This is a genomic window from Treponema maltophilum ATCC 51939 (genome assembly GCF_000413055.1).
Classification (GTDB): Bacteria; Spirochaetota; Spirochaetia; order Treponematales; family Treponemataceae; genus Treponema_C; species Treponema_C maltophilum.
In genome coordinates, this window is record NZ_KE332518.1 from 606,742 (window position 1) to 630,312 (window position 23,571).

The following is a 23,571-nucleotide window of genomic DNA, read 5'->3' on the forward strand; positions in this document are numbered from 1 at the left end:
GCGCAACAATGCTTTTTCGTTATTGCCCCCTGCGGCGGAAAACGCGCACGCGGTTGTCCAAAAAGTCGGATAGAATGACGGTGCGGCCGTCGGGCGAAACGTCCAAACCGGTGGGCTGGTTGCCGGCCTCGATGCTTTCGGTTACTTCCAAGGTGCGCGTGTCGATAATGTCGAGCCTGCCCATTTTGAAGCCCTTGTACAAATAACCTTTTTCCGGATTGTTCGGGCCGCGGCAGGACACGTACAAAAGCGAGCGGTCGGGCGACAAAACGACGGTGTTCGGATTGTTGAATACTTTTATCGAAGCGATAAGGCTGTCGTCTTTGAGCGAATATACTTCTACGCACGAATTGAGCATATCGGAAACGTACAGCCTGTCCGCGCGAAAATCGGTTACGATGTGGCGCTTGGCGCCGGGCGTGCCGCTTTCGCTTACGGTTTTAAATGTTGAAAGTTCTTTTTTGATGAGCTTACAGCGCGACCGGCCGGAGGAGTCTTCAAATTGGGCGCAGTATAAATACGAACCGTCGCGCGAAAAAGCCATGCCGCGCGGAACGGCTGCAACGGGGATTTTTCTTTCTTCTTCGTATGCGGCCGGATTTATAACGCTGATGTCGCGGCTTATCCAATTGCTTACGTAAACGCGGCCGGAAACGGAATTGTACGCCATAACCTTGCACCATTCTCCGGTGAGCTTTACGGAGCGCTTGTAGTCCAACGTGTTCAAGTCGAATACGTGCACGCACGATGCGCTCATTTGCGAAAGCCACAGTTCGTTCCGTTCGGGCAGTACCAAACTTTCGACAAAACCTTCTTTGCGCGCATAATCGGCGGGCGGCCTTATACGCCTGACCGTTCCGCTTTGCGTATCGATTATATCGGCGCCGTTTGCTTCCAGCAAGGTAACGGCGGCCTGCGTATCGTTTATAAAACGCACGCTTTTCGGCTTGGCGCCCGTTTGAAAAACCGATACGACATCGTAATCCGAATCTTCAGGCGACAAGAATGCAACGCCCCGTTTTCGGCACAGTTCTTCGTGCGTTAAAACGACAGGGCGGAATCCTTCGTGGCGTATTTCGAGCCGCTGCGGTTCGTCGGCGAACGTAAAGCGCAGGATTGCAAGAGTGTTGTCGGTTTCCAAAACCCGCGGCGTCGTCTGTACGCCGTCGACAAAAAACCGCGTGTCCGCAAAGGGCTGTACGGTTACATCGAATACCGTTTGCGCGCACAGGACGCAAATAGATGCGGCGAATGCGGCATACGCTGCGGCAGCGGCAAAAAAGCGCGAGCGCTTCAGGTAATTTGGCCTGCGCGCGGAGCTCGGTTCAATCATATTTTTGCCGAAATTACTGACGGTAAGTTCGGGCACCAACGAATTCCGATTCATGTACGTATTATACTTTAAGCCTTTGTTTTCGGCTACGCGGCGTATGTGTTTCGCCGAAATGAGGAAAGAATAAAAGTGCGGATAAAGCCGCGTACGACTTGAAAATGTAATACAATAGATATACAATACATATATAAAGAATTGCAGGAGATGTAAGATTATGGCGATGATGTCGAGTTTCAGTATAAGAATGGATTCCGATATAAAAAAACAAAGTGAATCTTTGTATAATGCACTCGGTTTGAATTTGACTACGGCAATCAATGTGTTCCTTAGAAAATCTATCCAGGCCGGAGGCTTCCCCTTTGATGTACGGCTGGATAATTTTAACAACGAAACCGTACGGGCGATAAAAGAAGCTGATTTTATAACTGATGAAATAAAAAGCGGGCGTAGGAAGCCGTTTGTTTCTTGGGAAGAAGCAAAAAAAAGCTTGACGCAATGAAATATAAATTTGATTATACAACCCAATTCAAAAAAGACTATCGTAAACTTATGAACCAATGCGTTCTTAATGAAGTTGATATCGTTATCGAAAAACTTTTAACCGGTAAACCCCTTGAAAAAAAATATAGGGACCATGCATTAGTCGGAAACTATAAAGGCTGTCGTGATTGTCATATTCGTCCCGATTTAGTGTTAATTTATAAAAAAGATAATGATATTTTGGTTTTGACGGCTTTGCGAATAGGCACACACAGCGAATTATTCTAAACCGGACGGTTTCCGTAATTTTAGATCCACCGTTGACTTTTTTCCCTTTTTTCGATATTTTATAGCGCATACACGTCTTGAGTGCCGTATTCGGAATTTTCCTGAAAAGCAGAGTTTTGAAAGATGCAGTGCGCCGCTTTTAAGCGCCTGTTTCTTACGGTTCCCGCCGGAAAGCGGCGGAGAGGTTTGAAGACGCCGATAAAACGCGGTGAGCGCACCGATCGGCGTTTTCTTTGTACGCGGCCGGAAAGACTTGCGGAGAAAAGAATATGGACACAATCTCGTTCGAGGACTTGGGCCTCGATGAACAAACCCTTGCCGCCGTCGAAGCGAAGGGCTTTGAAAACCCCACACCGATTCAGATTTTAGCCGTTCCGCGCCTTTTAAACGGGGATGCGAACATTATCGCAAAAGCGCGCACGGGAACGGGAAAGACGGCCGCTTTTGCGCTTCCCTTGGTACAGACAATCCGCGAAGACAAGGGCCGCGTGCAGGCTTTGATTTTAACGCCGACGCGCGAACTTGCGTTGCAAGTGTGCAAAGAAATCCAATCGTTTACCGACGGAAAATTCCCCCGTCTTGCGGCAGTATACGGCGGTCAGTTTATGGGCGAACAAACGCGCGCCCTGCGCAGAGGAGCCGAAATCGTTGTGGGAACGCCCGGCCGGATCAAAGACCACATTGAGCGCGGTTCGCTCAAACTTGAACACATCGATTATTTTATCCTCGATGAAGCCGACGAAATGCTCGACATGGGCTTTATCGAAGATATCGAAGCGATTTTCGGAAAGGCGAATCCCGACAGCAGGATACTGCTTTTTTCGGCGACCATGCCGCCGCCGATTTTAAAAATCGCCGCCGCGTTTATGGGCGATTACGAAATCGTTGAAGAAGAAGAGCGGCCGGAAGAACCGATTTTAACCGAGCAAATCTATTGGTTTGTGCGCGAAAGCGAAAAGATTGAAGCCTTGGTGCGCATGATAGATATTTCGCCCGATTTTTACGGTTTGGTATTTACGCAAACCAAGGCCGACGCGGATGCCGTTTCGCGTCTTTTGGATGAGCGCGGCTACGAAGCTGCGGCGCTGCACGGAGATATTCCGCAAAGCCAGCGGGAAAAAATCCTCGCGCGTTTCCGGTCAAAAAAAACGAGAATCCTTGTCGCAACCGACGTTGCCGCACGGGGAATCGATATAGAAGGGCTTACTCACGTGGTAAATTACGCGCTGCCTTTTGACGGCCCCACCTACGTTCACCGCATCGGACGGACGGGCAGGGCAGGCGCAAAAGGATTGGCCTTTACCTTGGTGAGACCCGAAGAGCGGCGCAAACTTGAATTTTTAAAACAGTTTGTGCGTAAGGCAATAAAGGGCGAAATGCGCGCGCAGCCGATTCCTTCCGTCGAAGAAGTGTTGAACGCCAAACGCGAGCGCCTTTTTGCCGAACTTGAACAAAACATTCAAAACCTCGGCACCTCCGCGCCCGACGAGAATTCGCCGGCTGCCGCAGCGGTGGAAAAAGTGGCGAAAAGTGCGGCGCCCTTTGCCGCTTTAGCCGAAAAACTGTGTGCCGGCCGGGACGCGCACACGGTGCTTGCCGCCGTATTGTCTTCGTTTTTGGGAGAAAAGCTTAATCCCGCGCGTTACGGAAACATAACGCCGTACAAGGCACCGAAAGCCGCGCGCGCAGCGCGTGCCGGCTTTCAACACGGCGATTTTCGGCGAGGCGATTTTTCCGACGGGAATCAAATGCGGCTCTATGTCGGCTTGGGGCGCAAAGACGGCTTTAACGCGCGCGATATTGCCGATTATTTCAGCTCGCTTTTAAACATTCCGCAGCGTTTGGTTGACCGCATCGATGTCGGTCCCTCCTTTTCGCTCGTGAGTTTGCCGCACAAAGCCGGACGCGATATTTTGGAGCGTTCCCGCCGCGACAAAAATCTTCCGCACATGCATATCGACGTTAAAGAAGGCGGCTCCTTCGAAAAAGAAGGGCGTAAAGATTCCTTCGGCGGCGGCATTGCAAAGGGTGCCAAAGCGTTTTTTAAGCGTAAAAAAGGTTTTTGAACAGGTCGTTCGAATATCGATTTTCGAAAAACGCCGTACTGCCATAAAAGTTTTTGAAAAATCTGTTGACACGATCGCTCCATGCCCCTATACTTTCGCCCATGAGTGAAAATGCATTTTTTAAGTGGACCGATGATTTAAGCGTGGGCTTTTGCGAAATAGATTTGCATCATAAAAAGCTGCTGCTTATTTTGAATAAATTCAAAGACAGCTTGGAATTGTCCGATGCCGACTACAAAGCGCAAATCGGAAGAATAATAAAAGATTTATCGGATTACACCGAATATCATTTTTCCGAAGAAGAAAAATTCATGAAAACCTACGATTGCCCCTTATACGAAACGCACCGTAAAATGCATGAAGATTTTATAAAGCAAGTAAAGCGCGGGCTGCCCGTTTTGGTAACGGGCAATAAACAAAAAGGAGCCGAATTCTGCAGCTTTTTGGGGAACTGGCTCCTTAACCATATTGCCGACGCCGATCACAAATGGGCGGAGTTTATTCATAACGAAAAAGCGTAGCGGCCGTACGTTTTTAGCAGCCGTGCGGGTTCGGCGGCCGTACCGATCAGTACGCTTGCGTTTTTATGCGTTCGACGACATCTTCGACGGTTCCGCAAAAGGGCCCCGGCTTTTCCATCTTGATGCTGGTGAGCGCGGCGGCGTACCGGGCGGAATCTTCAATTCCGTGCGTGAGCCTTCGCGCAATGTACGACAAAAAGCACGTGTCGCCGCGGCCGACTCTTCCCTCCTGATTTGAAGGATTAAACGGAGCGCGTCGGTGCGTTTTTCCGTCGAAGACGAGCACTTCTTTTTGTTCGGTTATGACAATCTCTTTTGCTCCCCAATCGAAAAGCATTTCGGCCGCTTTTTCTTTATCGTCGGTGCCCGTAATAACGCGCGCCTCGGCTGTGTCGGCTTTTAAATAATGCACATAGGGAATGTACCGTTTTTTTTGTTCCCAATCTTTACAAACGATTGTGCCGTTATCGATGTGCCGCAGCACGGCTTGCACATCGAGCGCCGTTTTTCCCTTTTCGGCAAGGAAGGGAATCATGTCTTCGCCGACTTCACCGTAAAAAAGACCCGCAATGTGAAAAACGCCGGCGGCGATGTCGGCCGGAATATCGGAAGCGCTGAACGGATCGGCAAGCGAAATAAGGTTGAGCGTACGTTTGTCCATATCGGGACCGGAAAAGGCGTTTTCTATCGACGTGGTGTGCGCGGAATCGAGGCAGAGGACGTCGATGCCTTCTTTTGTCAATTCGGATAAAAGCGGCTTGTCTTTTGCCGCCATTTTGGTGATGACGAGCACCGATGCGCCCGTCCGTTTTGCCGCAAAGGGCGAAAAGTAAGCGGCTCCGCCGGTAAAAGGCGTTTTGTTGCCCATCATGTTGCGCACATCGTTTGTTATATGCCCGATCGAAACAATATCGTATTTTTTCACAGCAATTCCTCCGCTATCGGTATAAGTTCCCGCAAATCTTTAATCGTAAAGTCGGCCTGTGCACCCGTATCGTGCGGGTCGTTATCGAAATATTCTATTAAAACGGTTTTGCCCATTCCCGCGTTTTTTGCTCCGTCTATGTCTTTTGACGGACTGTTTCCCACATACATTGCATCGCGTATGTCGACTCCGGCTTTTTCGCACGCATGGCGGAAAATTCCCGGGTGCGGTTTGCGTTTGCCGTAGGTTGCGGAAAGTATTACCGGATTGAAGTATTCGGTTAAGCCGTAACTTTCAAGCGAGTAGGGAACCTGACCACGCGATATGATATTGCTTATAATTCCCAAGGGAATATTTTTGGCGCGCAGCATTTCCATCGCTTCTTTTGCTTCGGGCCGCGCGCTTCGGTGATAGCCGTCGGTTTCGATAATGAACGCGGCTTTTTCGCCGAATTCGTCGCTTATGCGTTTTTCGATGCCGTATTTGTTTAAAATAAAGCGCTCAAAAATTTCTTCCGGCGGAAGTTCGATGCAGTCCTCTTTGCGCCACGAATAGTACGCGCTCAAGCCGTCAAAAAGCGTCTTTTCGAATTCGCTCTCGCTTACGTCTTTCAGAGGATGTGCACCCGCTTCTTCAAGCATGCGTTTGACTTTTGCAGATGCGCGCGCCTTTTGCGCTTTGTCGCTCGGATAGACGTCGAGCGTTCCGCCGAAATCAAAAAAAATCATTTTAAGTTTCATGTTTTTCTCCGGTTTTATTGTAATAATATTGTTGTCGATATTGTTCAAGAAGTTCAAGGGTTTGCAGCGCTTTTTTGTCTTTTTTGTACGCGACGCCGACCAGCAAAGCGTTCGTAACGGCAAGCGGTACAAGCGGCGAGTGAAAGGAACCTTGCGGTCCGCGCTCGGCGCAAAATACAAGCTCGCAGTCCTTTGTTATCGCCGGATTCGGTATGTCCGTAATCAAAATGACCGGCACACGCTTTTTTTTCATTATATCGATAAAGATTTTAAGCTCGTTTGACACGCGTGAAAAATCGTAGGCGAGCGCCGCATCGCCGCTTTGCAGTGAAAGCAGCTCTTCGGCCAACAGCGAGTCGCCGTGCGTGTGGTGAAAACAGTTGACCGAAAAGCGGCGCAGCCTGAACGCAAGGTGGCTGCCGAGCATTTCGTTCGGCCCCACACCCAAAATATGCACCGTATGCGCTTTGCAGATTAAGTCCACAGCCTTTTGATATGTATCGTCCGAGATACGGTTTACGGAGCTCTGCAAGTACCGAATTTCTTTTTCCGTAATGGTACGGTAGTTTATTTCGGCGGCTTGCAGGTCTTCCATAAGATGCTGCACCCGTCCGCCCGGCGAATGAATCTTTTTGTGATATTCAAAAAACGCTTCCTGAAAATCCAAAAAGCCGGTAAAGCCGAGCGTCCGGGCAAAACGGACAATCGAAGCCGCGCTTACGCCTATGGCCTCCGCCATGCGTCCGACGGAAAAGTAAATTACTTCCGAAAACCCGGTCAGCACAAAATCGGCGATTTTCTTTTGCTGTTTGGGCAGCGTATCGTATATGTCTAAAATCCTTTGAAAGCAGTCTTTGCCCATTGCGTATCTCTAAAAGGTGCCCAGCAAATTCCCCGTCGCTACGTCGAAAAAGTTTCCCCGTTTTACGCGCAGCGCCACATCCTGTTCGGGCTTTAAATGCGCCGCTTCGTCTTCGGGACACTTTGCGATAAGGTCGAGCTTTTTGTTTTGCGACTTCAAATGGATTAAAATTTCGGATCCCATAAGCTGCGTTGTATACACGGCAAAACACACGCCGGCATCTTCAAAATCGCTTTTTATACTGATGTCTTCGGGGCGGGCATTTAAAAGCACCTTATCGGTTTGCACGTCGGGAATATTTGCCGGCAATTCTATAATGCTTTTTTCGGTGGCCGAAGGATAAAACAATACTTTTTTGTCTTTGCGCACCAAAGTTCCTTCCAAAAGATTCGTTTCCGGATTTCCCATAAAATCGGCGACAAAGGTATTTGCCGGTTTGTGGTACACTTCCGACGGCGTGCCGATTTGCTGGATCGTTCCTTTTTTCATAACGACGATTTTGTCGGAAAGCGCGAGCGCTTCGGTTTGGTCGTGGGTAACGTAAATACTCGTCGCACCCAAAGAGCTGTGCAGCTTTTTTAATTCCGAGCGCAGCTTCATGCGCAGCTTTGCGTCCAAATTCGACAAGGGTTCATCGAAAAGCAAAATGTCCGGTTCGTTTACAATCATGCGTGCAACCGCGACGCGCTGCTGCTGGCCGCCGGAAAGTTCGTGCGGATAGCGGCTGCGGTATTCTTCAATATCCATTGCGTCCAGCACTTTTTTTATTTTCGCTTCTTTTTGAGCGGCATCGATTTTCATCTTGCGCAAGCCGAACGCGATGTTTTGTTCAACCGTCATGTGCGGCCACAATGCGTAGTTTTGGAACACAAGGCCGAGTCCGCGGTCTCCCGCGGGAACGTTTATTTTTTTATCTTTTGAAAAGATGATTTTCTCGCCGATGCGGATTTCGCCTCCTTCGGGAGTTTCGAGCCCGGACAGGCATCTGAGCGTCGTCGTTTTGCCGCAGCCGGACGGGCCCAAAAAGGTAACGAAATCGCCTTTTTGAATGTCAAAGCTTATGCCGGCTACCGCATGAACGTTTTCGAATTTTTTTTCAAGTTGTAAAAACCGTATGTAACTCATAGCTAACCTCTTTATAGTTCAATTTTCCCGCCGATTTTTGACAGCAAAAGGTGGCCCGTTATTACGATAAAAATGATAATAACCATAAGGCCGTAGGAATGCTGTACAAAGCCCTGTTCGGCGTATCTGAAGATGACGGATGTCATCAAAGTCGTTTTCGGCGTAACAAGCAAAATAACAAGATCCAGCGTACGCATCGTCGTAATAAAGTTTAAAAGCATCGCCGAAAGGACGCCGCTTTTTGCGAGCGGGAAAATGATTTTTGCGAAGCGTTTTGCCCAGCCTATGCGGTGCACGATGGCGACTTCTTCGAGCGAAGGATCGATTTGGTGCATCGCCGTTATTCCCGCCGACGACGAAAAGGGCAAGTGCTTTACCGCGCACACGAGCACCAAGAGGGCGAATGTTCCGTACAAGCCGGGAAGCGGTCCTATTTTGCTTGCAAACAAAGTCAGATAGATGCCGCCGAAGGCAACGCCGGGAATCAGATACGGAGCGAAGGTAAGGTTTTCTATGATTTTTGCCAAAAGCGTTTTTTTGTCTTTAACGACCGTGTAGCCGATTAAAATGCCTATAATGCCGCTTACAATTGCGACTAAAATACTTAATTTTAACGAATTGGCCGTCGCGTTGAGGATGGCCGCGTTTTTAAAAATACCGGGCTGCCCCATTGCAAGCTTGGTATCTCCGTCGCCGATCCAATAGTGCAGCGTAAAATTCGAAAGCGAATATACGCCTTCTTCTTTCATAAACGTTTGTGTTACCAAAAGAAAAAGCGGCCCGAAAATAAACAAAAATACGAATGCAAACAGCAAAACGGTTACGGGTATGCGCCATTTGCCCAGTTTTATTTGCTTTTTAACCGAACCTTTGCCGCTTATTGTAACGTAGCGTTTGCGCGTGCCGATAACCATTTGGTTCAAAATAACGACAAAGGTTGTCGCGATAATAAGAATGAGGGCGAGCACATAGCCTTCGCCGTACAGTTGATTGTTGAGCGCCGAATAAATCCGCGTCGAAAGCGTATAATAGCGTATGGGCAATCCCAAAAAAGCCTGCACGCCGAATTCGCCGAGCCCCTTGCTGAACGTTAAAATAAATCCCGCGCCGATGGCAGGCAGTACCATCGGCAGCGTTATCTTTAAAAGAATTTCTCCGTTCGATGCCCGAAGCAATTCGGCGCTTTCTTCCAGCCTCGAATCGATATTGGACAAGGCTCCCCGCATCATGATAAAAAAGTACGGAATGTAGTGGACGCCCAGCGAAATGACGATGGGAAGGTAGCCGTAAATGAGCCATTCGGGCGGATTCACTCCGAACACCGCGTTAAGAAAGCCCGGCGTTCCCCCGTATTTTTCGCTTTTAAACACGGTAATCCAAGCCATGGCGAGTGTCCACGAGGGAACGATATACGGAATGATAAGCACGGCCGAAAAAAAGCGCTTGCACGGAATGTCGCTGCGGATGACAAGCCATGCGAAAAAACTCCCCGCAAAGAGGGCAATCGCCGTCATGCCCAGCGCAATGAACAAACTGTTTACCGCCGGTTTATACAAAAGCGATTTGGATAATTTTCCCGCAGTTACCCGCGCCCAGTTAAAAACGGTGAACTCACCTTCCTGAGCGCCCCTTACCATCCGCGCGGCGTTTGCATCGTAGGTAAACGATTTGCCGATCATAAAAAGAACGGGGATGAAAACGAGAAAAAACAGCAAAAAGGCAATGATCCATCCCCATACTTTTTCCGGTTTTGCGTGTATCGAAAGCGGTAATCTGTGCGTTGAGAACATGACAACCTCTCTTTGTCAGCGTGCGAGCCAAAAATCTCTGACTTCGAGACCTTGATAATAAATGTATTCGGTATCCAATCCCCAGCCGCGCTTTGCAACTTCTTCAAGCGAAAGGTCGCTCAAAGATTTTACGTCCGAGCGGGCAACCCACTGTCCGGGTACGTAAAAAGATTTAAGCCCCTTGCCGCCGCGGGAATCTCCGAGCATATAGCGGATAAGCAGTTTTGCCGCATTGGGGTGGGGCGCTTTGTTTGCGAGCAGTAGATAATTGCCCTTGTATACGCCGAATTTGGGTTCCACGTCCCAAGCGATTGCAAGTTTTTGTCCCTTTTTGTTGTCGCGGATTTTCGACGAGGCAATGCAAAGACCGAGCGGAGCGTTCGTTTGCCCGGCAGCACCTACCGCCGCGGACACACTGCCGTCGGAACTCGTCAAAACGACGTTGTTTTTCAAAATTTGTTCGATCCATTCATAGCCGGCGTTTTCAATGCCGCGCGACAAAGTCAGCTTTTTGCCGAATTCTTTTTCGTATGCCGCAGCCATCGCATCGGAATTCTTTACGACCATTTGCAAAAAATTCATGTTTTCGTTTGCCTGCATGGGATCCTTCATTTGGAATTTACCCTTCCATTCCGGGCGCGTAAAATCCCAAAGGTTGTCGATCGGAGCCTTTTTGTAGCTGTCGCTGTTGTAAAAAATAACCTTTGCTTCGATCGAATGGAGAAGAAGCGGCGTGCGGTACTGTTCCGGAATAACGTCGACCGTTTTTACGCCGTCGATTAAAACCGAAGGCACGTAAGTGTTTGCAAGTCCCTTGTGAACCAACTCGTATAATATGGTCGTTTCGTCGGCAAGCAGCAAAACGTCCGCATTGTACAATCCGGCACCCTGCTCTTTAGTCAGTTTTTCGATTTGCTGATTGGTGGGAATGTCGATCGCTTCGACGGTAACTTCCGGGTACAGCGAGGCGAACTCTTTTACGGCGTCGAATATGCGCGAGGAAAGAGAATAGATAACAACCTTTCCTTCTTTTTTAGCCGCTTCATATACGGCGTCCCAATTTTCTTCGGAAGGAATAACGGTTACGGCTTTTTGCCGTTCCGCAGCAGCACTTTCATTTGATCCTTTCGAAAAAAGCGAAAAAGACAACAGGCACATTGCCAGTACACAAAATAATTTTTTAAGCATAACCATCCTCCTGTAAAATATCTTACTTGCAGTTTTTTGATTTGTCAAATTTTATTTCATTTTGCATCAAAAATTGAATATTTGTTTCATTTTTGGCTGTACAGGGCTTCAGCATGAACTAAAATCAATAAAAGAAACTACCTACTCCCGAAAAGATGCATGAAAAAAGAGGGCGCTCAGGCAATTCGCTTCGCTCATGTCGCTCAGCTTCGCCTCGCTAGCGAGTTTGCGGTGCAAACTCGGGATAAAAAGCACAGGCATTATTTTGGAAGCTGCTTTTTATCATTCCGTTTTTTCACGTATTTCTCATAAGCGTGTTTTCTTTTAGGCTCTTTAGTCCGCCAAAGCTCTGCCCGCTTAAATAACGAAGGAAGAATTCCTGAGCTGTGCTCTTCTTGAATCATTCAAAATCCGCACGGTTTAGACTCAAGATGTTTCATCTTTTTGTCTTACGCTATGCCAATCTTTTCATGCTGAAGCCCTGCGTGTCTGTACGGGGCGAGTCTTGACAAAAATCGTTCTCGGTGTACAATTAGTCTATGTTGCTGAAATCTCTAAACAGTGAATTTTATGCGCATGGCAGACTCGGCGAAAAATGTCGCTTGACAAAACCGGTGTGCACCGTTATTATACCCCCCCCAATACCTGATTTTTAAACGCATACATATTTTTCTCATCTGTTTTTTAAAGCCGCTTTGCATGGTTTTGGAATCGTGCATTGCGGCTTTTTTATTTTTAAACTCAAAAAATCGGACACTCCGAAAAAAATGGATGTTTTTTCGGAGCCCCAAAAGGAGCGTAAGATGAAATATCTTATCAAAACGGTTTTCGGTTTAAGCATAGCCGCATTGTTGACTGTGTTTATTTCATGCCCGCAGCCTGCGGGACCGGGCGGCGGCAATAACGGTACCGTAACGCCTGTGCCCAAAACTCCGGTTGAAAAAGCCCTTGGCGAATTGACGGTCAGTCCGGTACAGGTTTATAACGGAACGGACAAAGTTGACCTTCCGATAACGACAAGCATTGCGGGGGTAACGATTACATGGACGGCGTCTCCCGAAGGTTACATTAATCTTGAATCGGGTACTGAATGGGGCAAGATAAAAAAAACGGCCTGTCGGGTCCGAATCTCCGGCCGATGTTACCTTAACCGTAACGGCAACAAAGGACGGCGAAACAAAAACAAAAGACTTTACAATCACTGTTCACCCTGCAACAGTCGATCCCGATGCTCAAGCGCTTGCTTCTTCATTGGCGTGCCCGTCTTCGGTTTCGCAGGATTTTATTTTGCAAAAGAACGTAGATGGTTATCCTACCGCCACCATAGCATGGGAAAGCGCCGATGATAAAATCATTAAAATTGAAAGCGGAAGCGATGTAAAAGGCATTGTCGGCTACGACCTTATCGACCGCACGGTTAAGCTTACGGCAACGGTACACTACAATAGCGGAACCGGAATAAAAGAGTTTAATGTGACCGTAGAACATTTTGCAAATAAAATAAAACGGGAAAACTCTAAGTACGTTAGAGAATATGAGTTTACGGGTACGGAACTTGTGATTACCGAAACAAAAAAAGATGATAATGTACTGCAGCGTGGGGCAAAATATATATATACCGATGTACAAACCGCTTCCAATGGTACAAAAACCGCCGTGTTTTCTAAAACGGCAGACTATGATAAAAATGAAGAAAAATGGGTAACAAGACAGGAATATTTGCAAGAACAAAAAGCTCTCGTAATGCAAGGATTAGCCGAACTGAACAGGCTTAAAGGTCTGAACACCCTTAAGCTTAGAGATTTTGAAACATTGTATTCAATTATTACTGCGGATCCGCAAGCCGCTACGGAAGAGCAGCTTTTCGGCTTTGTTCAATATCTTCTCAATATTTCCGAAACTTATGAACAATTTGCTCCTTTACCGGATGGGACGAAAAGCACAATACTTAAAAACGGTATTCCGTATGCGGAAACAATTTTTAATGAAAGTCTAACTGCGATAGTAAACGGCCGGTTCCCTTCCCGCCGTTATATATACAGTTTTAACGGATCCGGCAGGAATCTTCGCTTTAATACAAGCCTTCCTTACGACAGCGGCAAACCCTGGTATGAACAAGAGGGCGGCTATGATTTTCAAAGCAGCGTACAAAACAACGCATCGCATCCTGCTCCTGCCGGTACAATTATGTTTATTTATTTCAGGGTTAATAAAAGCGGCGCGAATACATATTCCGCATATATAGCTGTTCATAAAGCGGACGGAAGCGGTAAGGCACCGCAATGCGACAACAGAAACAATGACGTCCCCTTTACTCCTCCGAACTCACCGATAACGGCAACGCTGGTGGAGGACGGTAATCCGTCCAATCAACTCAATATTGAAATAAAGAACATAAGCGTTTCTTCCGACGGTCTTACTATGAATGCGGACATAAAAATAGACAGCGGAACATTTGAGTCTTATGAATTAAAATTCCGCGGGGATTCTTTGCCGTTGTATTAATCCATAGTTAAAACGGCTGACAAAAAGCGGGGGCTGTCCAAAATTTCGGTTTTCGGACAGCCTCTTTGGTTTGCTTACCATAAGATTTTTACTTTGTATTTCGGAATAGTTAGATCCTTTGTAATAATAGTCATATCTTCACATTGAGCCTGTGCAACAATAAGACGGTCAAACGGGTCGTTGTGTATTTTTTTCAATGTTTTAATCATATCAAGATGTTTAGGAGAAATTTGCAAAATATTTATAGCCTGTTGTTCAGCTAATGTTATCAATTCGGATGGACTATTTTCCAATTCTAACTTTTTTATGCTTTGCTTTATGGCAATTTCCCAAAAGCTTACAATACTTACATACACATTATCTTCCGTTTGAATAATATCTTTAGCCTGGGAAGAAAGTCTTTCATCCCCGTCAAAAAACCATAAAAGAGTATGCGTATCCAAGATATACATTACATATACTCCTCAAAACCGGGCGGGGTTTCGTCAAAATCGGGTGCCATCTGTATTTTACCCTTTAAAATCCCGAATCTGCGTTTCGACTTTTTAACCTGCGAACCGACAGTCTCGGTTATTTTTATATTTTTTAAATTATCCGCAATTATATAGAGGAGTTGAATTTTTTGTTCATAGGGCATTTCCAAAACCAGTGCTTCTACTTGAGCATACTGTTCATAAGACATAGGCAGCCTCCGCTATGTTCAGTATAGCACAAATTCGATTTTTTGTACCGAAATTCACTATGTTTTAACTGAATTGAAAGGCGTTTCGGCTTTTTATACTGTTACATATTTTTACACCTTATATTTTCCGGTGTTCTGCCGTTTTGTTATAATCTTGACATTGTTTATTAAACATATTAAAGTTGTTAAAAAAAGGGGGCGCTATGGCAATTACCGGTGTAAAATCCGGAAGGACTGTGCAAAGTATGAGTTTCAGTATCAATTGTGATATGTTGGATAAATTGACTGCGTATTGTTCCGAACGAGGCTGTTCGCGCAGTTGGCTTATATCTAAAGCCTTGGAAGCTTATTTGGCCGAATGTTTGGAAGATAAGGCGGATTATGAAACCGCTGCCGAAGCATGGAAGGAATTTGAAAAAAAAGGCGGAAAAACATACACGAGCGACGATCTCCGTAAGGAATTCGGGTTGTGACCGTCGTCTATCTGGAATCTGCGAGAAAGCAACTCAAAAGATTGGATAATTCAATTCGCCGCCGTATTCTTGATTATATGGACGAAGTTGCGCAACTTAAGAATCCTGAAAGCAGAGGCAAGATGCTTGTCGGGAAATTGCACGGTTTTTGGCGGTATCGTGTAGGCGATTACAGAATTCTGTGCAGGATAAACGACAAGGCTCTTGTAATAACAGTAATCAAATTGGGACACAGAAGCGCTGTTTATAACGCATAATATATTTTTTCGCGCTTGAACTTATCGGCCGAATGGGCTAGTATAAAGTATGCAAGACCCTTTACAATCATATCTTACAACCGTACCCCGCGAAAAGCAAAATGCGGCTATGACTGCCTATGTCGCGCAGTTGCAGCTTGTTGCCGCGGTGAATCCGGCGGTAGCCGCCGCGACGGTTAAAGAGCTGGAAGCTCAGCGTTCGCATTTAAAACTTATTGCAAGCGAAAACTACTGCTCGCTGAATACGCAGGCGGCAATGGGAAATTTGCTTACCGATAAATATGCCGAAGGTTATCCGGAACACCGCTATTACGGCGGCTGCGATAATGTGGATGCGGTGGAAAGCATTGCCGCGCGGGAAGCGGAAAATCTGTTCGGTGCCGACTACGCCTACGTGCAGCCTCATTCGGGCGCCGATGCGAATTTGGTTGCGTATTGGGCAATACTGAATTGTAAAATAGAAATGCCCGAACTTGCCGCCTTGGGCGAAACGAATCTTGCGCATTTGAACGATGAACAGTGGGCTGCCTTGCGCAAAAAGCTCGGCAATCAGCGGCTTTTAGGGCTCGACTACTATTCGGGCGGGCACTTGACCCACGGCTACCGGCAAAATATTTCGGCGCGCATGTTTGAAAGTTTTTCGTATACGGTACATAAAGAAAGCGGCCTTTTGGATTACGACGAAATCGAAAAACAGGCGATGAAAATAAAGCCGCTTATTTTGCTTGCCGGTTATTCGGCCTATCCGCGTTCGATAAACTTCCGCCGCTTTAGAGAAATTGCCGATAAATGCGGCGCCGTGCTTATGGTCGACATGGCGCATTTTGCGGGCCTCGTTGCCGGAAAGGTTTTTACCGGCGATGAAAATCCGGTCGCGTGGGCGGATATCGTAACGACGACAACCCACAAAACCCTGCGCGGTCCGCGCGGCGCGCTGATTTTATGCAAAGCCGAATTTGCCGATGCGGTAAATAAGGGCTGCCCGCTTGTGCTCGGCGGGCCGCTTCCGCACATTATGGCGGCGAAAGCGATCGCTTTAAAAGAAGCCGCAAGCGAAGACTTTAAAACATATGCGCGCAATGTACGCGACAACGCGCGGTTTCTTGCAAAGGCCTGTATCGATCGCGGCATGAAGCTGCAAACCGGCGGCACGGATAATCACCTTATGCTCATAGACGTGACGCCGTACGGCCTTACCGGAAGGCAGGCGGAAAACGCGCTGTTTGAATGCGGCATTACGCTTAACAGAAATACGCTGCCCTTCGATCCCCAAGGACCGTGGTGGACGAGCGGTATCCGCGCGGGAACGCCTGCCGTAACGACGCTGGGCATGGGAAAAGCCGAAATGGACGAAATCGCCGATATACTCGATACGGCGCTGAAGGCCGCAAAGCCGGCTCTGACGAAGGACGGAAAAGTTTCCAAGGGCAAGGTTGAAGTCGACGGCGAAAAAAAGCGCGAGGTACAAAAGCATGTTGCAAAACTGCTCGAACGCTTTACGCTGTATCCCGAATTGGATTTGCCTTTTTTGAAAAAACACTTTGCATAAAAATGCTATTCCAAAAAAGCGGCGGATTTTTTCGCGTTCAGCTCAAAATGATTCTTTTCGGTTTTAAGCAAGCCTTCTTTTTGCATCTTGCCGAGTTCGTGCGACAGGGAACTGCGATCGACGCTGAGGTAATCGGCGAGCTGCTGGCGGTCGAAGGGAATCGAAAAACTCCAGTTTCCGCAGGAAGCGGCTTGGTGCGACAGATACGACATCAGCCGACCGCGAATCGACTTTGACGAAGTGTGGAAAATTCTGCGCGAAAGATGCAGATTTTTTTGCGCGAAAACCGACAGCAGGTTTTTCATAAGCGTACTGTAATGCAGGCACGGCTGCACCTGAGCGCCGAGGAGGCGTTTAACGTGCAAAAAAAGCACTTCGGCTTCTTCGGTTGCAACGACGTTCACCATGAGCGCTTCTCCTTCGGCAAAGGCATAGGTTGCGCCGAAGGTTTGTCCCGCTTTGATTTTGTCCAAAACGCTCGTGTTCCCCCAAAAGTCGGTGTTTTCGATTATGACGCTTCCGGACAATACGATGCCGAACGATGCGGGAATGTCGCCCGCGCGGAAAATAATTTCGCCCCTTGCAAACTTTTTTTGTTCAAAACCCAGAGAATCGAGTACGGCCGGGATTTCTTCGGCTTTTATGCCGCGGAACAGCATTGTTTTTGAAAGCAGCAAAAAATTCACGGTTTTTCCTTTTTTCGATTTATTTCGCTTTGTGTTGTCGCAACAACATACTCGGATGCATAAATCATAGTACATTACGGACGAAACATCAAGCATAAAAACTCGATTATAGTACGGAGGACGAATTATGGAAAATAAAATGTTTTGCTGGCAGTGTCAGGAAACGGCAGGCAATAAAGGCTGCACGCAATCGGGCGTGTGCGGAAAAGATCCGAAAACCGCCGGAATTCAGGATTTGCTTATTTACGCAACCAAGGGAATTTCTGCCGTAGCGACGAGGCTGCGTGCCGAAGGAAAACCGGTGAATAAGGAAATCAACCATTTGGTTACGCAAAATCTTTTTACGACGATTACGAACGCAAACTTTGACAGGGACGATATTGCAAAGCGCGTGTCGATGACGCTTGAAGCCAAGCAGCGTTTGCTTTCGCAAGTGAGCCGAACGGAGGACTTGCCCGAAGCGGCGTTGTGGAACGGAGATGAGGCGCAGTTCGACGCCAAAGCGCCCGAAGTCGGCGTGCTCGCAACCCGCGACGAAGACATCCGCAGTTTGCGCGAACTGATTACCTACGGCTTAAAAGGATTGGCGGCGTATTCGAAACACGCGAACGCTTTACTGCAGGACGACGAAGAAACCGACGCATTCATTCAAAGTACGCTTACAAAATTATCGGACGAAAGTTTAACTGTAAACGATTTGGTCGCTTTAACGCTGGAAACCGGTAAAGCCGGAGTTGCCGGCATGGCGCTTTTGGACAGGGCGAATACGGGTGCGTACGGCAATCCGGAGATAACCAAGGTTAATATCGGCGTCGGTAAAAATCCGGGAATCCTTATTTCGGGGCACGATTTGCGCGATATGGAAATGCTTTTAAAGCAAACGGAAGGAACGGGCGTCGACGTTTACACTCATTCCGAAATGCTTCCGGCGCACTATTATCCGGCTTTTAAAAAATACAAGCACTTTGTCGGAAACTACGGCAACGCGTGGTGGAAGCAAAAAGAAGAATTTGAAAGTTTTAACGGTCCGATTTTGATGACCACAAACTGTATCGTTCCGCCCAAAGAAAGTTATAAGGACCGCCTGTATACGACGGGTATGACGGGCTTTCCGGGCTGTGTTCATATTGAAGGCGATATCGGCGAAGAAAAGGATTTTTCGCGCATTATCGAACACGCGAAGCGCTGCGCCCCGCCTCGGGAAATAGAAACGGGCGAAATTATCGGCGGCTTTGCGCACAACCAAGTGTTCGCTTTGGCCGACAAAATAGTCGACGCGGTAAAGTCCGGCGCGATTAAAAAATTCGTCGTAATGAGCGGCTGCGACGGACGGGCAAAATCGAGAAATTACTATACCGAATTTGCGCAAAACCTTCCGAAAGACGCGGTTATCTTAACGTCCGGCTGCGCAAAGTTCAAATACAATAAATTGAATTTGGGCGACATCAACGGTATTCCGCGCGTGCTCGATGCCGGGCAGTGCAACGATTCGTATTCGCTTGCGCTTATCGCATTAAAGCTGAAAGATATTTTCGGCGTAGACAGCATTAACGATTTGCCCATTGTGTACAACATTGCCTGGTACGAACAAAAAGCGATTATCGTTCTTTTGGCGCTGCTGTATTTGGGCGTAAAAAACATTCACGCGGGCCCCACGCTGCCGGCTTTTTTGAGTCCGAACGTGGCGAAGGTTTTGGTCGAACAATTCGGTTTGGCGACAATCGGCACCGTGGAAGAGGACATGAAGTTGTTCTTCGGCGACAAAGACGAAGAATCTCAAAACGACGGCGAAGGCGCCATTACGGCGGATATGCAGCTGGGCGAGCTTTTGCAGCTGCATCCCGACGCGGCCGGCGTGCTCATGGAATACGGCATGCATTGCTTCGGCTGTCCCGCATCGCAAATGGAAACGCTCGGACAGGCAAGCGAAGTGCACGGCTTCGATATCGCCGAACTTCTTGAAGAACTGAACGCACGAGTAAGATAATAAAAATTACAGGAGGTTTTTATGAGTTATGAAAATTGGAAAAATAAAACCGCACAGTTCGAAAAAATCGATGTGCGGCAACTGCAGGGGAATTTTTTCCCCGGTCTCAGAAAAAAGGCCGCCTCGCTCAAAGCGGGCGAAGGTTTGGAAATCGTTCAAAGTTTTGAACCCTTTCCGCTGTATGAGGCACTTGCCGAACTCGGTTTTGAACATCATACCGAGCAAGCGGGCGAACACGAATTTCACGTGTTTTTTTACCGCAGCGAAGTAATCGAAGACGAAGGTTCCGCCCCTCTTAAACCCGTCGCGTTGCTGAATTATCCGCTCATCGATGAAGATCTGGGAAAAATCGCCCTCGATTTTTGGAACTTAACGTGGAGCGGCAACAAACGGACGTTGCCGTACGATACGCGGCTTTTGCTGTCGCTTGCAAATGCGGTCGGTGCGGGAAGAATGCGTCAAGCCGCGCGGGAATTGGTTAAAGCCTATTCGCACGGGGTGGAAACGGCGGCGCTCGACGATGTGTTCGAGCTTTTGGCATGGAATCAGGGAATCGGCTTTTTCAGTTCGGAAATAGGACCGTCGCCGCTGTTCCAAGCGTATAAGTTTATAAAGTCGGCGGAAAAGCGCGGCACAAACCGTAAGGAAATCGTTGACGAATTGGTAAAAAAATTCGGAGAACAAAATCCCGAAGTTTGCGTGCAATAAAAGCCGCAAAAAGGAACCGGGCTGCCGGATGTTTTCGGCAGCCTTTTTTATTTTATTACAGTTCTTTTTTCCACAAACCGTGAAGATTGCAGTATTCGTATGCGGCAACCGCTTTGTCGCCGGCTGTAAGCGCAAAAACGGCTTCGGGGTTTTCGTGCGGTTTTAAGTGCTTGCTTTGAACGCCCTCTTTGGTTTGCAAATAGACCCATTGAATAAAATGCTTTTCTTCCATCGGGTGCGCAACCGAACCTACTTTTACCTTCACTTCGTTTCCGTTTACTTCAACAACCGGAACGTGCTTTTCGGTAGCCGCATCCGTACTGCCGGGAACAAGTTCACTCATCTTTTCGCCGCAGCACACGACGGGAACTCCCGCGTTATGCACCATGGTAATAATGTTGCCGCAATGTTTGCAGATAAAAAAACGTATATCGTCCATATTTGAACCTCCGTCTATAAGTATAACACAGGAGCGGGTAAAATAAAAGTGACGATATCACAGTGGGGATGTTGCGGCGGAAGCTATTCGGAATCGAAGTCGATGAGGGTGCGTACGGGCGTCGGCGCCAAAACTTCCCGATGTTTTAAAAAGGGCAAGCCGACGATGCCGAAAAATTCGCTCACCGAAGCGCCGGCCTGTTCGACAATCGTTTTTACCGCTTTTAAAGTGCCGCCCGTTGCAATTAAATCGTCGATAACCAAAATATTCTGTCCCGCCTTTATATCGCTTTTGTGAATTTCGATTTCGGCCGTTCCGTATTCGAGTTGATATGCACACGACCATTTTTCGCCGGGCAGCTTGCCTTTTTTGCGGACTAAAATCAGCGGAACGCCCATGCGGTCGGCAAAGGGGGCGGCGAATATAAAACCCCGCGATTCCACACCTGCGACGGCGTCGATTTTTTTGTCGCGGTATATGTCCGTCATGGCGTTTATGCAAAACTGAAAAGCCTGCGGATTTACCAAAATGCCGGTAATATCGTAAAAGAGTATACCTTTTTTCGGAAAATCGGGTATACGCCGCAATGCACGGTCGAGAATCGTTACATCCATACACATATCATACTATTTTAATGCATTCATTGCAATACGCTTTTCCCGCACGGTTTCCAAGACGGCACACAGTTCCTCGGTTTTACCGCCTTCGAGAAGCGCACGTATGTTTTCCAAAGACCGCTCGAAGCGGCCGATGTGCGCCAAAAGATTTTCACGGTTTTCGAAAAAAAGCTGCGTCCACAAGGGAGCGTTTATCATCGCAATCCGCGTTAAATCTTCGTAGCTTCCGCCGCCGAAGGCCGTTATGGCCGAATCCTCGGCGCTGTCGACCAAGGCCGAGGCGATAACGTGGCACAGCTGCGAAGTGAATGCGATTTTTCGATCGTGAGTTTCCTCATCGGTGCGGATTATGCGTTTAAAGCCCATCGCCCTTATAATGTCCGAAAGCAAAGCGATGCTTGATGCGTCCGTCGCGGCGTTTTCTATGAGTATGTAATTGCGCCCGAGGCAAATATCGGCGGAAGAATGCTCGTAGCCTTCTTTTTCGCTTCCGGCCATCGGGTGGCCCGAAACGAAAAAAATGTCTTTACGCGTAAAGCCGAAAAAACGTTTTGCCGCCTCTTTTTTAACGCCGCTGATGTCGGTAACGACGGCGCCGCTTTTAAATGCGTTTTCATGCCGGATTAAAAAATCCGCCGCGGCGACCGGATACAGGCATATAAAAACGATGTCGCAGGCCGAAAGCATTTCGTCGGCGCCGGGCGGCGTAAAAGCTTTGTCGATAACTTTTTCCGCGAGCGCTTTATTAAGCACATCTTCGTTGGCGTCGCAGGCAAAAATCCGATTTGCGCGGACGGCCGTCGGAACCGTTTCGCAAAGCGGTGCCTCGCAAGAGGCCGCTTTGTTGTCTGCGGCGGTACGGGAAAAACGGCGTACGGCCTTTGCCAAAGAGCCTCCCATAAGCCCCAGCCCGATAAATCCGAAGGTTTTCATATTGTGCGTCCTTCCGCCTGCGCATATTTTTTGAGCGTTTCCATCAGCGAAGCGAATTCGTCCGGATGCAAACTTTGCTCTCCGTCGCAGAGCGCGCGGCTCGGATCGTTATGCACTTCGATGATAAGACCGTCCGCACCCGCTGCGACCGCCGCCTTTGCAAGCGTCGGTACCATCCAGCTCATGCCGCACGCATGGCTCGGATCGATGATCACGGGAAGATGGCTCACTTTGTGTAAATACGGAACGACGCTCACGTCAAGACAGTTGCGCGTATAGGAATCGAAAGTGCGTACGCCGCGCTCGCACAGTATGACGTTTTCGTTGCCGCTTGCCATAATGTATTCGGCGGACATGAGCAATTCTTTGACCGTCGCCGCCATGCCGCGTTTTAATAAAATCGGTTTTCCTGCCTTGCCCATCTCTTTTAATAAATCGAAGTTTTGCATATTGCGCGCACCGATTTGAATGATGTCGACATCGGCAAAATACTGCAGCTGGCGCACGTCCATCAATTCGGTTACAATCGGCAGCCCCGTTTCTTTTTTTGCCGATTTTAGAAATTCAAGCCCTTGCGCGCCGAGTCCTTGAAACGCATAGGGCGAGGTTCGCGGTTTGAAGGCTCCGCCTCTCAGCAATTTTGCACCCGCCTTTTTGACTTCTTTTGCAATCGCGACAACCTGCTCTTCGCTTTCGACGGAGCAGGGACCTGCGATCACCGGAACCGTATCGCCGCCGAAACTTACCGCATCTCCTCCCGTGCCGACGGCGATTACCGTATTGTCCGGATGGAAGGCACGCCCCGCCATTTTGTACGGAGCCGTAACGCGCTTTACGTCTTCGACGATCGGATTCGCAATGAAGCTTTCCATATTGAGCTTTGTCGTATCGCCGACAAGCCCCAAGATCGTCGTTTCTTCACCGCGCGAAATATGCACGCCGTAACCCCTTTGTTCCCATTGCCGGATAAAATCCTGCATCTCGGCATCCGTCGTACCTTTTTTCAAAATAACGATCATCACACACTCCTATAAAAACTTTTGCAGGAAGTTGCAACTTCCGAAAAAGTTTTTAGCCGCGCTTTCGCAAACGTTAGTTGAGAAAGCGCAATAAATAATCGAGTTTGCAACGCAAACTCGAGATAAAAAGCGACGGCAATATTTCAGACGGCGCTTTTTATCTCATACTCCTATAAAAACTTTAAAATAAAAAAGGGAACTCCGAAGAGTTCCCTCTGTTTACTTGCTTTCAGTAAAACACGTACGCAGGCTTTTACGCCGGCGGGACTCTTCCGCATGCAGAGGAAAATAATAGTAATAATAGTATGAGGCGGACAAGGCTCCGCATGCACAAAAATCGTGTTTCATGCATTTACTGTAGCGAAAAACAAAGATCTTTGTCAAGACTTTCCCCGCTC

Annotated in this window: 25 protein-coding genes; 10 read left to right on the forward strand and 15 right to left on the reverse strand. The window is 48.0% G+C overall.

What is annotated here, in order from left to right; all coding sequences use genetic code 11:
• Positions 1-19: 19 nt before the first annotated feature.
• Complete coding sequence (locus tag HMPREF9194_RS02765; RefSeq protein ID WP_016524847.1) at positions 20-1,387, reverse strand: YncE family protein; 1,368 nt, start codon at positions 1,385-1,387, stop codon at positions 20-22.
• A 160-nt stretch (positions 1,388-1,547) separates the two neighbouring features.
• On the opposite strand from HMPREF9194_RS02765, the gene HMPREF9194_RS02770 reads away from it, so the two are divergent.
• The 4 genes from HMPREF9194_RS02770 to HMPREF9194_RS02785 all read left to right on the forward strand — a co-directional run bounded on the left by HMPREF9194_RS02770 (position 1,548) and on the right by HMPREF9194_RS02785 (position 4,688).
• Positions 1,548-1,832 carry a type II toxin-antitoxin system RelB/DinJ family antitoxin gene (locus HMPREF9194_RS02770; protein ID WP_016524848.1) on the forward strand — a complete coding sequence of 95 codons (285 nt, stop codon included), beginning with the start codon at positions 1,548-1,550 and terminating at the stop codon, positions 1,830-1,832.
• Positions 1,799-2,101 (forward strand): type II toxin-antitoxin system YafQ family toxin, encoded by a 303-nt coding sequence (locus tag HMPREF9194_RS02775; RefSeq protein ID WP_342662174.1) that lies wholly within the window; start codon positions 1,799-1,801, stop codon positions 2,099-2,101. The genes HMPREF9194_RS02770 and HMPREF9194_RS02775 overlap by 34 nt, the downstream gene beginning before the upstream one ends.
• A 269-nt stretch (positions 2,102-2,370) precedes the next feature.
• Entirely contained in the window at positions 2,371-4,167 is a 1,797-nt protein-coding gene (locus HMPREF9194_RS02780) for a DEAD/DEAH box helicase (RefSeq protein WP_016524850.1), read from the forward strand.
• A 101-nt stretch (positions 4,168-4,268) separates the two neighbouring features.
• The gene (locus HMPREF9194_RS02785) at positions 4,269-4,688 is read left to right on the forward strand and encodes a bacteriohemerythrin (protein ID WP_016524851.1); all 420 of its coding nucleotides are present in this window, start codon (positions 4,269-4,271) and stop codon (positions 4,686-4,688) included.
• 46 nt (positions 4,689-4,734) lie between these two features.
• Here the strand turns inward: HMPREF9194_RS02785 and HMPREF9194_RS02790 are convergent, their stop codons facing one another.
• From HMPREF9194_RS02790 to HMPREF9194_RS12250, 7 genes are all read right to left on the reverse strand, one after another.
• A complete protein-coding gene (locus HMPREF9194_RS02790; RefSeq protein WP_016524852.1) occupies positions 4,735-5,613 on the reverse strand; it encodes a PfkB family carbohydrate kinase in 879 nt (292 codons plus the stop codon).
• A complete protein-coding gene (locus HMPREF9194_RS02795; RefSeq protein WP_016524853.1) occupies positions 5,610-6,353 on the reverse strand; it encodes an HAD family hydrolase in 744 nt (247 codons plus the stop codon). The genes HMPREF9194_RS02790 and HMPREF9194_RS02795 overlap by 4 nt, the downstream gene beginning before the upstream one ends.
• The gene (locus HMPREF9194_RS02800) at positions 6,343-7,215 is read right to left on the reverse strand and encodes a MurR/RpiR family transcriptional regulator (RefSeq protein ID WP_016524854.1); all 873 of its coding nucleotides are present in this window, start codon (positions 7,213-7,215) and stop codon (positions 6,343-6,345) included. Before HMPREF9194_RS02800 ends, HMPREF9194_RS02795 begins: the two co-directional genes overlap by 11 nt.
• Before the next feature lie 9 nt (positions 7,216-7,224).
• Positions 7,225-8,340 carry an ABC transporter ATP-binding protein gene (locus tag HMPREF9194_RS02805; RefSeq protein ID WP_016524855.1) on the reverse strand — a complete coding sequence of 372 codons (1,116 nt, stop codon included), beginning with the start codon at positions 8,338-8,340 and terminating at the stop codon, positions 7,225-7,227.
• Between the two features lie 11 nt (positions 8,341-8,351).
• Entirely contained in the window at positions 8,352-10,130 is a 1,779-nt protein-coding gene (locus HMPREF9194_RS02810; RefSeq protein WP_016524856.1) for an ABC transporter permease, read from the reverse strand.
• Positions 10,131-10,145: 15 nt separating this feature from the next.
• On the reverse strand, positions 10,146-11,318 hold the full coding sequence (locus tag HMPREF9194_RS02815) for an ABC transporter substrate-binding protein (RefSeq protein ID WP_016524857.1): 1,173 nt from the start codon (positions 11,316-11,318) through the stop codon (positions 10,146-10,148).
• A gap of 260 nt (positions 11,319-11,578) precedes the next feature.
• Positions 11,579-11,722, reverse strand: coding sequence for a hypothetical protein (locus HMPREF9194_RS12250; RefSeq protein ID WP_156827984.1), 144 nt, complete (start codon positions 11,720-11,722; stop codon positions 11,579-11,581).
• A gap of 847 nt (positions 11,723-12,569) precedes the next feature.
• Between HMPREF9194_RS12250 and HMPREF9194_RS02825 the strand changes: the two genes are divergently transcribed.
• Positions 12,570-13,823 (forward strand): immunoglobulin-like domain-containing protein, encoded by a 1,254-nt coding sequence (locus tag HMPREF9194_RS02825; RefSeq protein WP_040846149.1) that lies wholly within the window; start codon positions 12,570-12,572, stop codon positions 13,821-13,823.
• 74 nt (positions 13,824-13,897) lie between these two features.
• Here the strand turns inward: HMPREF9194_RS02825 and HMPREF9194_RS02830 are convergent, their stop codons facing one another.
• Entirely contained in the window at positions 13,898-14,275 is a 378-nt protein-coding gene (locus HMPREF9194_RS02830; RefSeq protein WP_016524860.1) for a type II toxin-antitoxin system VapC family toxin, read from the reverse strand.
• A complete protein-coding gene (locus tag HMPREF9194_RS02835; RefSeq protein ID WP_016524861.1) occupies positions 14,275-14,505 on the reverse strand; it encodes a DUF2281 domain-containing protein in 231 nt (76 codons plus the stop codon). The genes HMPREF9194_RS02830 and HMPREF9194_RS02835 overlap by 1 nt, the downstream gene beginning before the upstream one ends.
• 203 nt (positions 14,506-14,708) lie before the next feature.
• On the opposite strand from HMPREF9194_RS02835, the gene HMPREF9194_RS02840 reads away from it, so the two are divergent.
• The 3 genes from HMPREF9194_RS02840 to HMPREF9194_RS02850 are packed head-to-tail and all read left to right on the forward strand — an operon-like array spanning position 14,709 to position 16,784.
• Positions 14,709-14,978, forward strand: coding sequence for a DUF6290 family protein (locus HMPREF9194_RS02840; protein ID WP_016524862.1), 270 nt, complete (start codon positions 14,709-14,711; stop codon positions 14,976-14,978).
• Positions 14,975-15,235 carry a type II toxin-antitoxin system RelE family toxin gene (locus HMPREF9194_RS02845; protein ID WP_016524863.1) on the forward strand — a complete coding sequence of 87 codons (261 nt, stop codon included), beginning with the start codon at positions 14,975-14,977 and terminating at the stop codon, positions 15,233-15,235. The genes HMPREF9194_RS02840 and HMPREF9194_RS02845 overlap by 4 nt, the downstream gene beginning before the upstream one ends.
• A gap of 49 nt (positions 15,236-15,284) precedes the next feature.
• A complete protein-coding gene (locus HMPREF9194_RS02850) occupies positions 15,285-16,784 on the forward strand; it encodes a glycine hydroxymethyltransferase (RefSeq protein WP_016524864.1) in 1,500 nt (499 codons plus the stop codon).
• Between the two features lie 5 nt (positions 16,785-16,789).
• On the opposite strand, the gene HMPREF9194_RS02855 is transcribed toward HMPREF9194_RS02850, so the two are convergent.
• Positions 16,790-17,470 carry a Crp/Fnr family transcriptional regulator gene (locus tag HMPREF9194_RS02855; RefSeq protein ID WP_040846522.1) on the reverse strand — a complete coding sequence of 227 codons (681 nt, stop codon included), beginning with the start codon at positions 17,468-17,470 and terminating at the stop codon, positions 16,790-16,792.
• Positions 17,471-17,597: 127 nt separating this feature from the next.
• Here HMPREF9194_RS02855 and hcp point away from each other — a divergent pair, with 127 nt between their 5' ends.
• On the forward strand, positions 17,598-19,457 hold the full coding sequence (gene hcp, locus HMPREF9194_RS02860) for a hydroxylamine reductase (protein WP_016524866.1): 1,860 nt from the start codon (positions 17,598-17,600) through the stop codon (positions 19,455-19,457).
• 21 nt (positions 19,458-19,478) lie between these two features.
• Positions 19,479-20,165 (forward strand): DUF2249 domain-containing protein, encoded by a 687-nt coding sequence (locus HMPREF9194_RS02865; RefSeq protein ID WP_016524867.1) that lies wholly within the window; start codon positions 19,479-19,481, stop codon positions 20,163-20,165.
• A gap of 55 nt (positions 20,166-20,220) precedes the next feature.
• On the opposite strand, the gene HMPREF9194_RS02870 is transcribed toward HMPREF9194_RS02865, so the two are convergent.
• The 4 genes from HMPREF9194_RS02870 to aroF all read right to left on the reverse strand — a co-directional run bounded on the left by HMPREF9194_RS02870 (position 20,221) and on the right by aroF (position 23,173).
• Positions 20,221-20,604 carry a desulfoferrodoxin family protein gene (locus HMPREF9194_RS02870; protein ID WP_016524868.1) on the reverse strand — a complete coding sequence of 128 codons (384 nt, stop codon included), beginning with the start codon at positions 20,602-20,604 and terminating at the stop codon, positions 20,221-20,223.
• An 83-nt stretch (positions 20,605-20,687) separates the two neighbouring features.
• On the reverse strand, positions 20,688-21,218 hold the full coding sequence (locus HMPREF9194_RS02875) for an adenine phosphoribosyltransferase (RefSeq protein WP_016524869.1): 531 nt from the start codon (positions 21,216-21,218) through the stop codon (positions 20,688-20,690).
• A 12-nt stretch (positions 21,219-21,230) separates the two neighbouring features.
• The gene (locus tag HMPREF9194_RS02880; protein WP_016524870.1) at positions 21,231-22,154 is read right to left on the reverse strand and encodes a prephenate dehydrogenase; all 924 of its coding nucleotides are present in this window, start codon (positions 22,152-22,154) and stop codon (positions 21,231-21,233) included.
• The gene (gene aroF, locus HMPREF9194_RS02885) at positions 22,151-23,173 is read right to left on the reverse strand and encodes a 3-deoxy-7-phosphoheptulonate synthase (protein ID WP_016524871.1); all 1,023 of its coding nucleotides are present in this window, start codon (positions 23,171-23,173) and stop codon (positions 22,151-22,153) included. The genes HMPREF9194_RS02880 and aroF overlap by 4 nt, the downstream gene beginning before the upstream one ends.
• Positions 23,174-23,571: the final 398 nt, after the last annotated feature.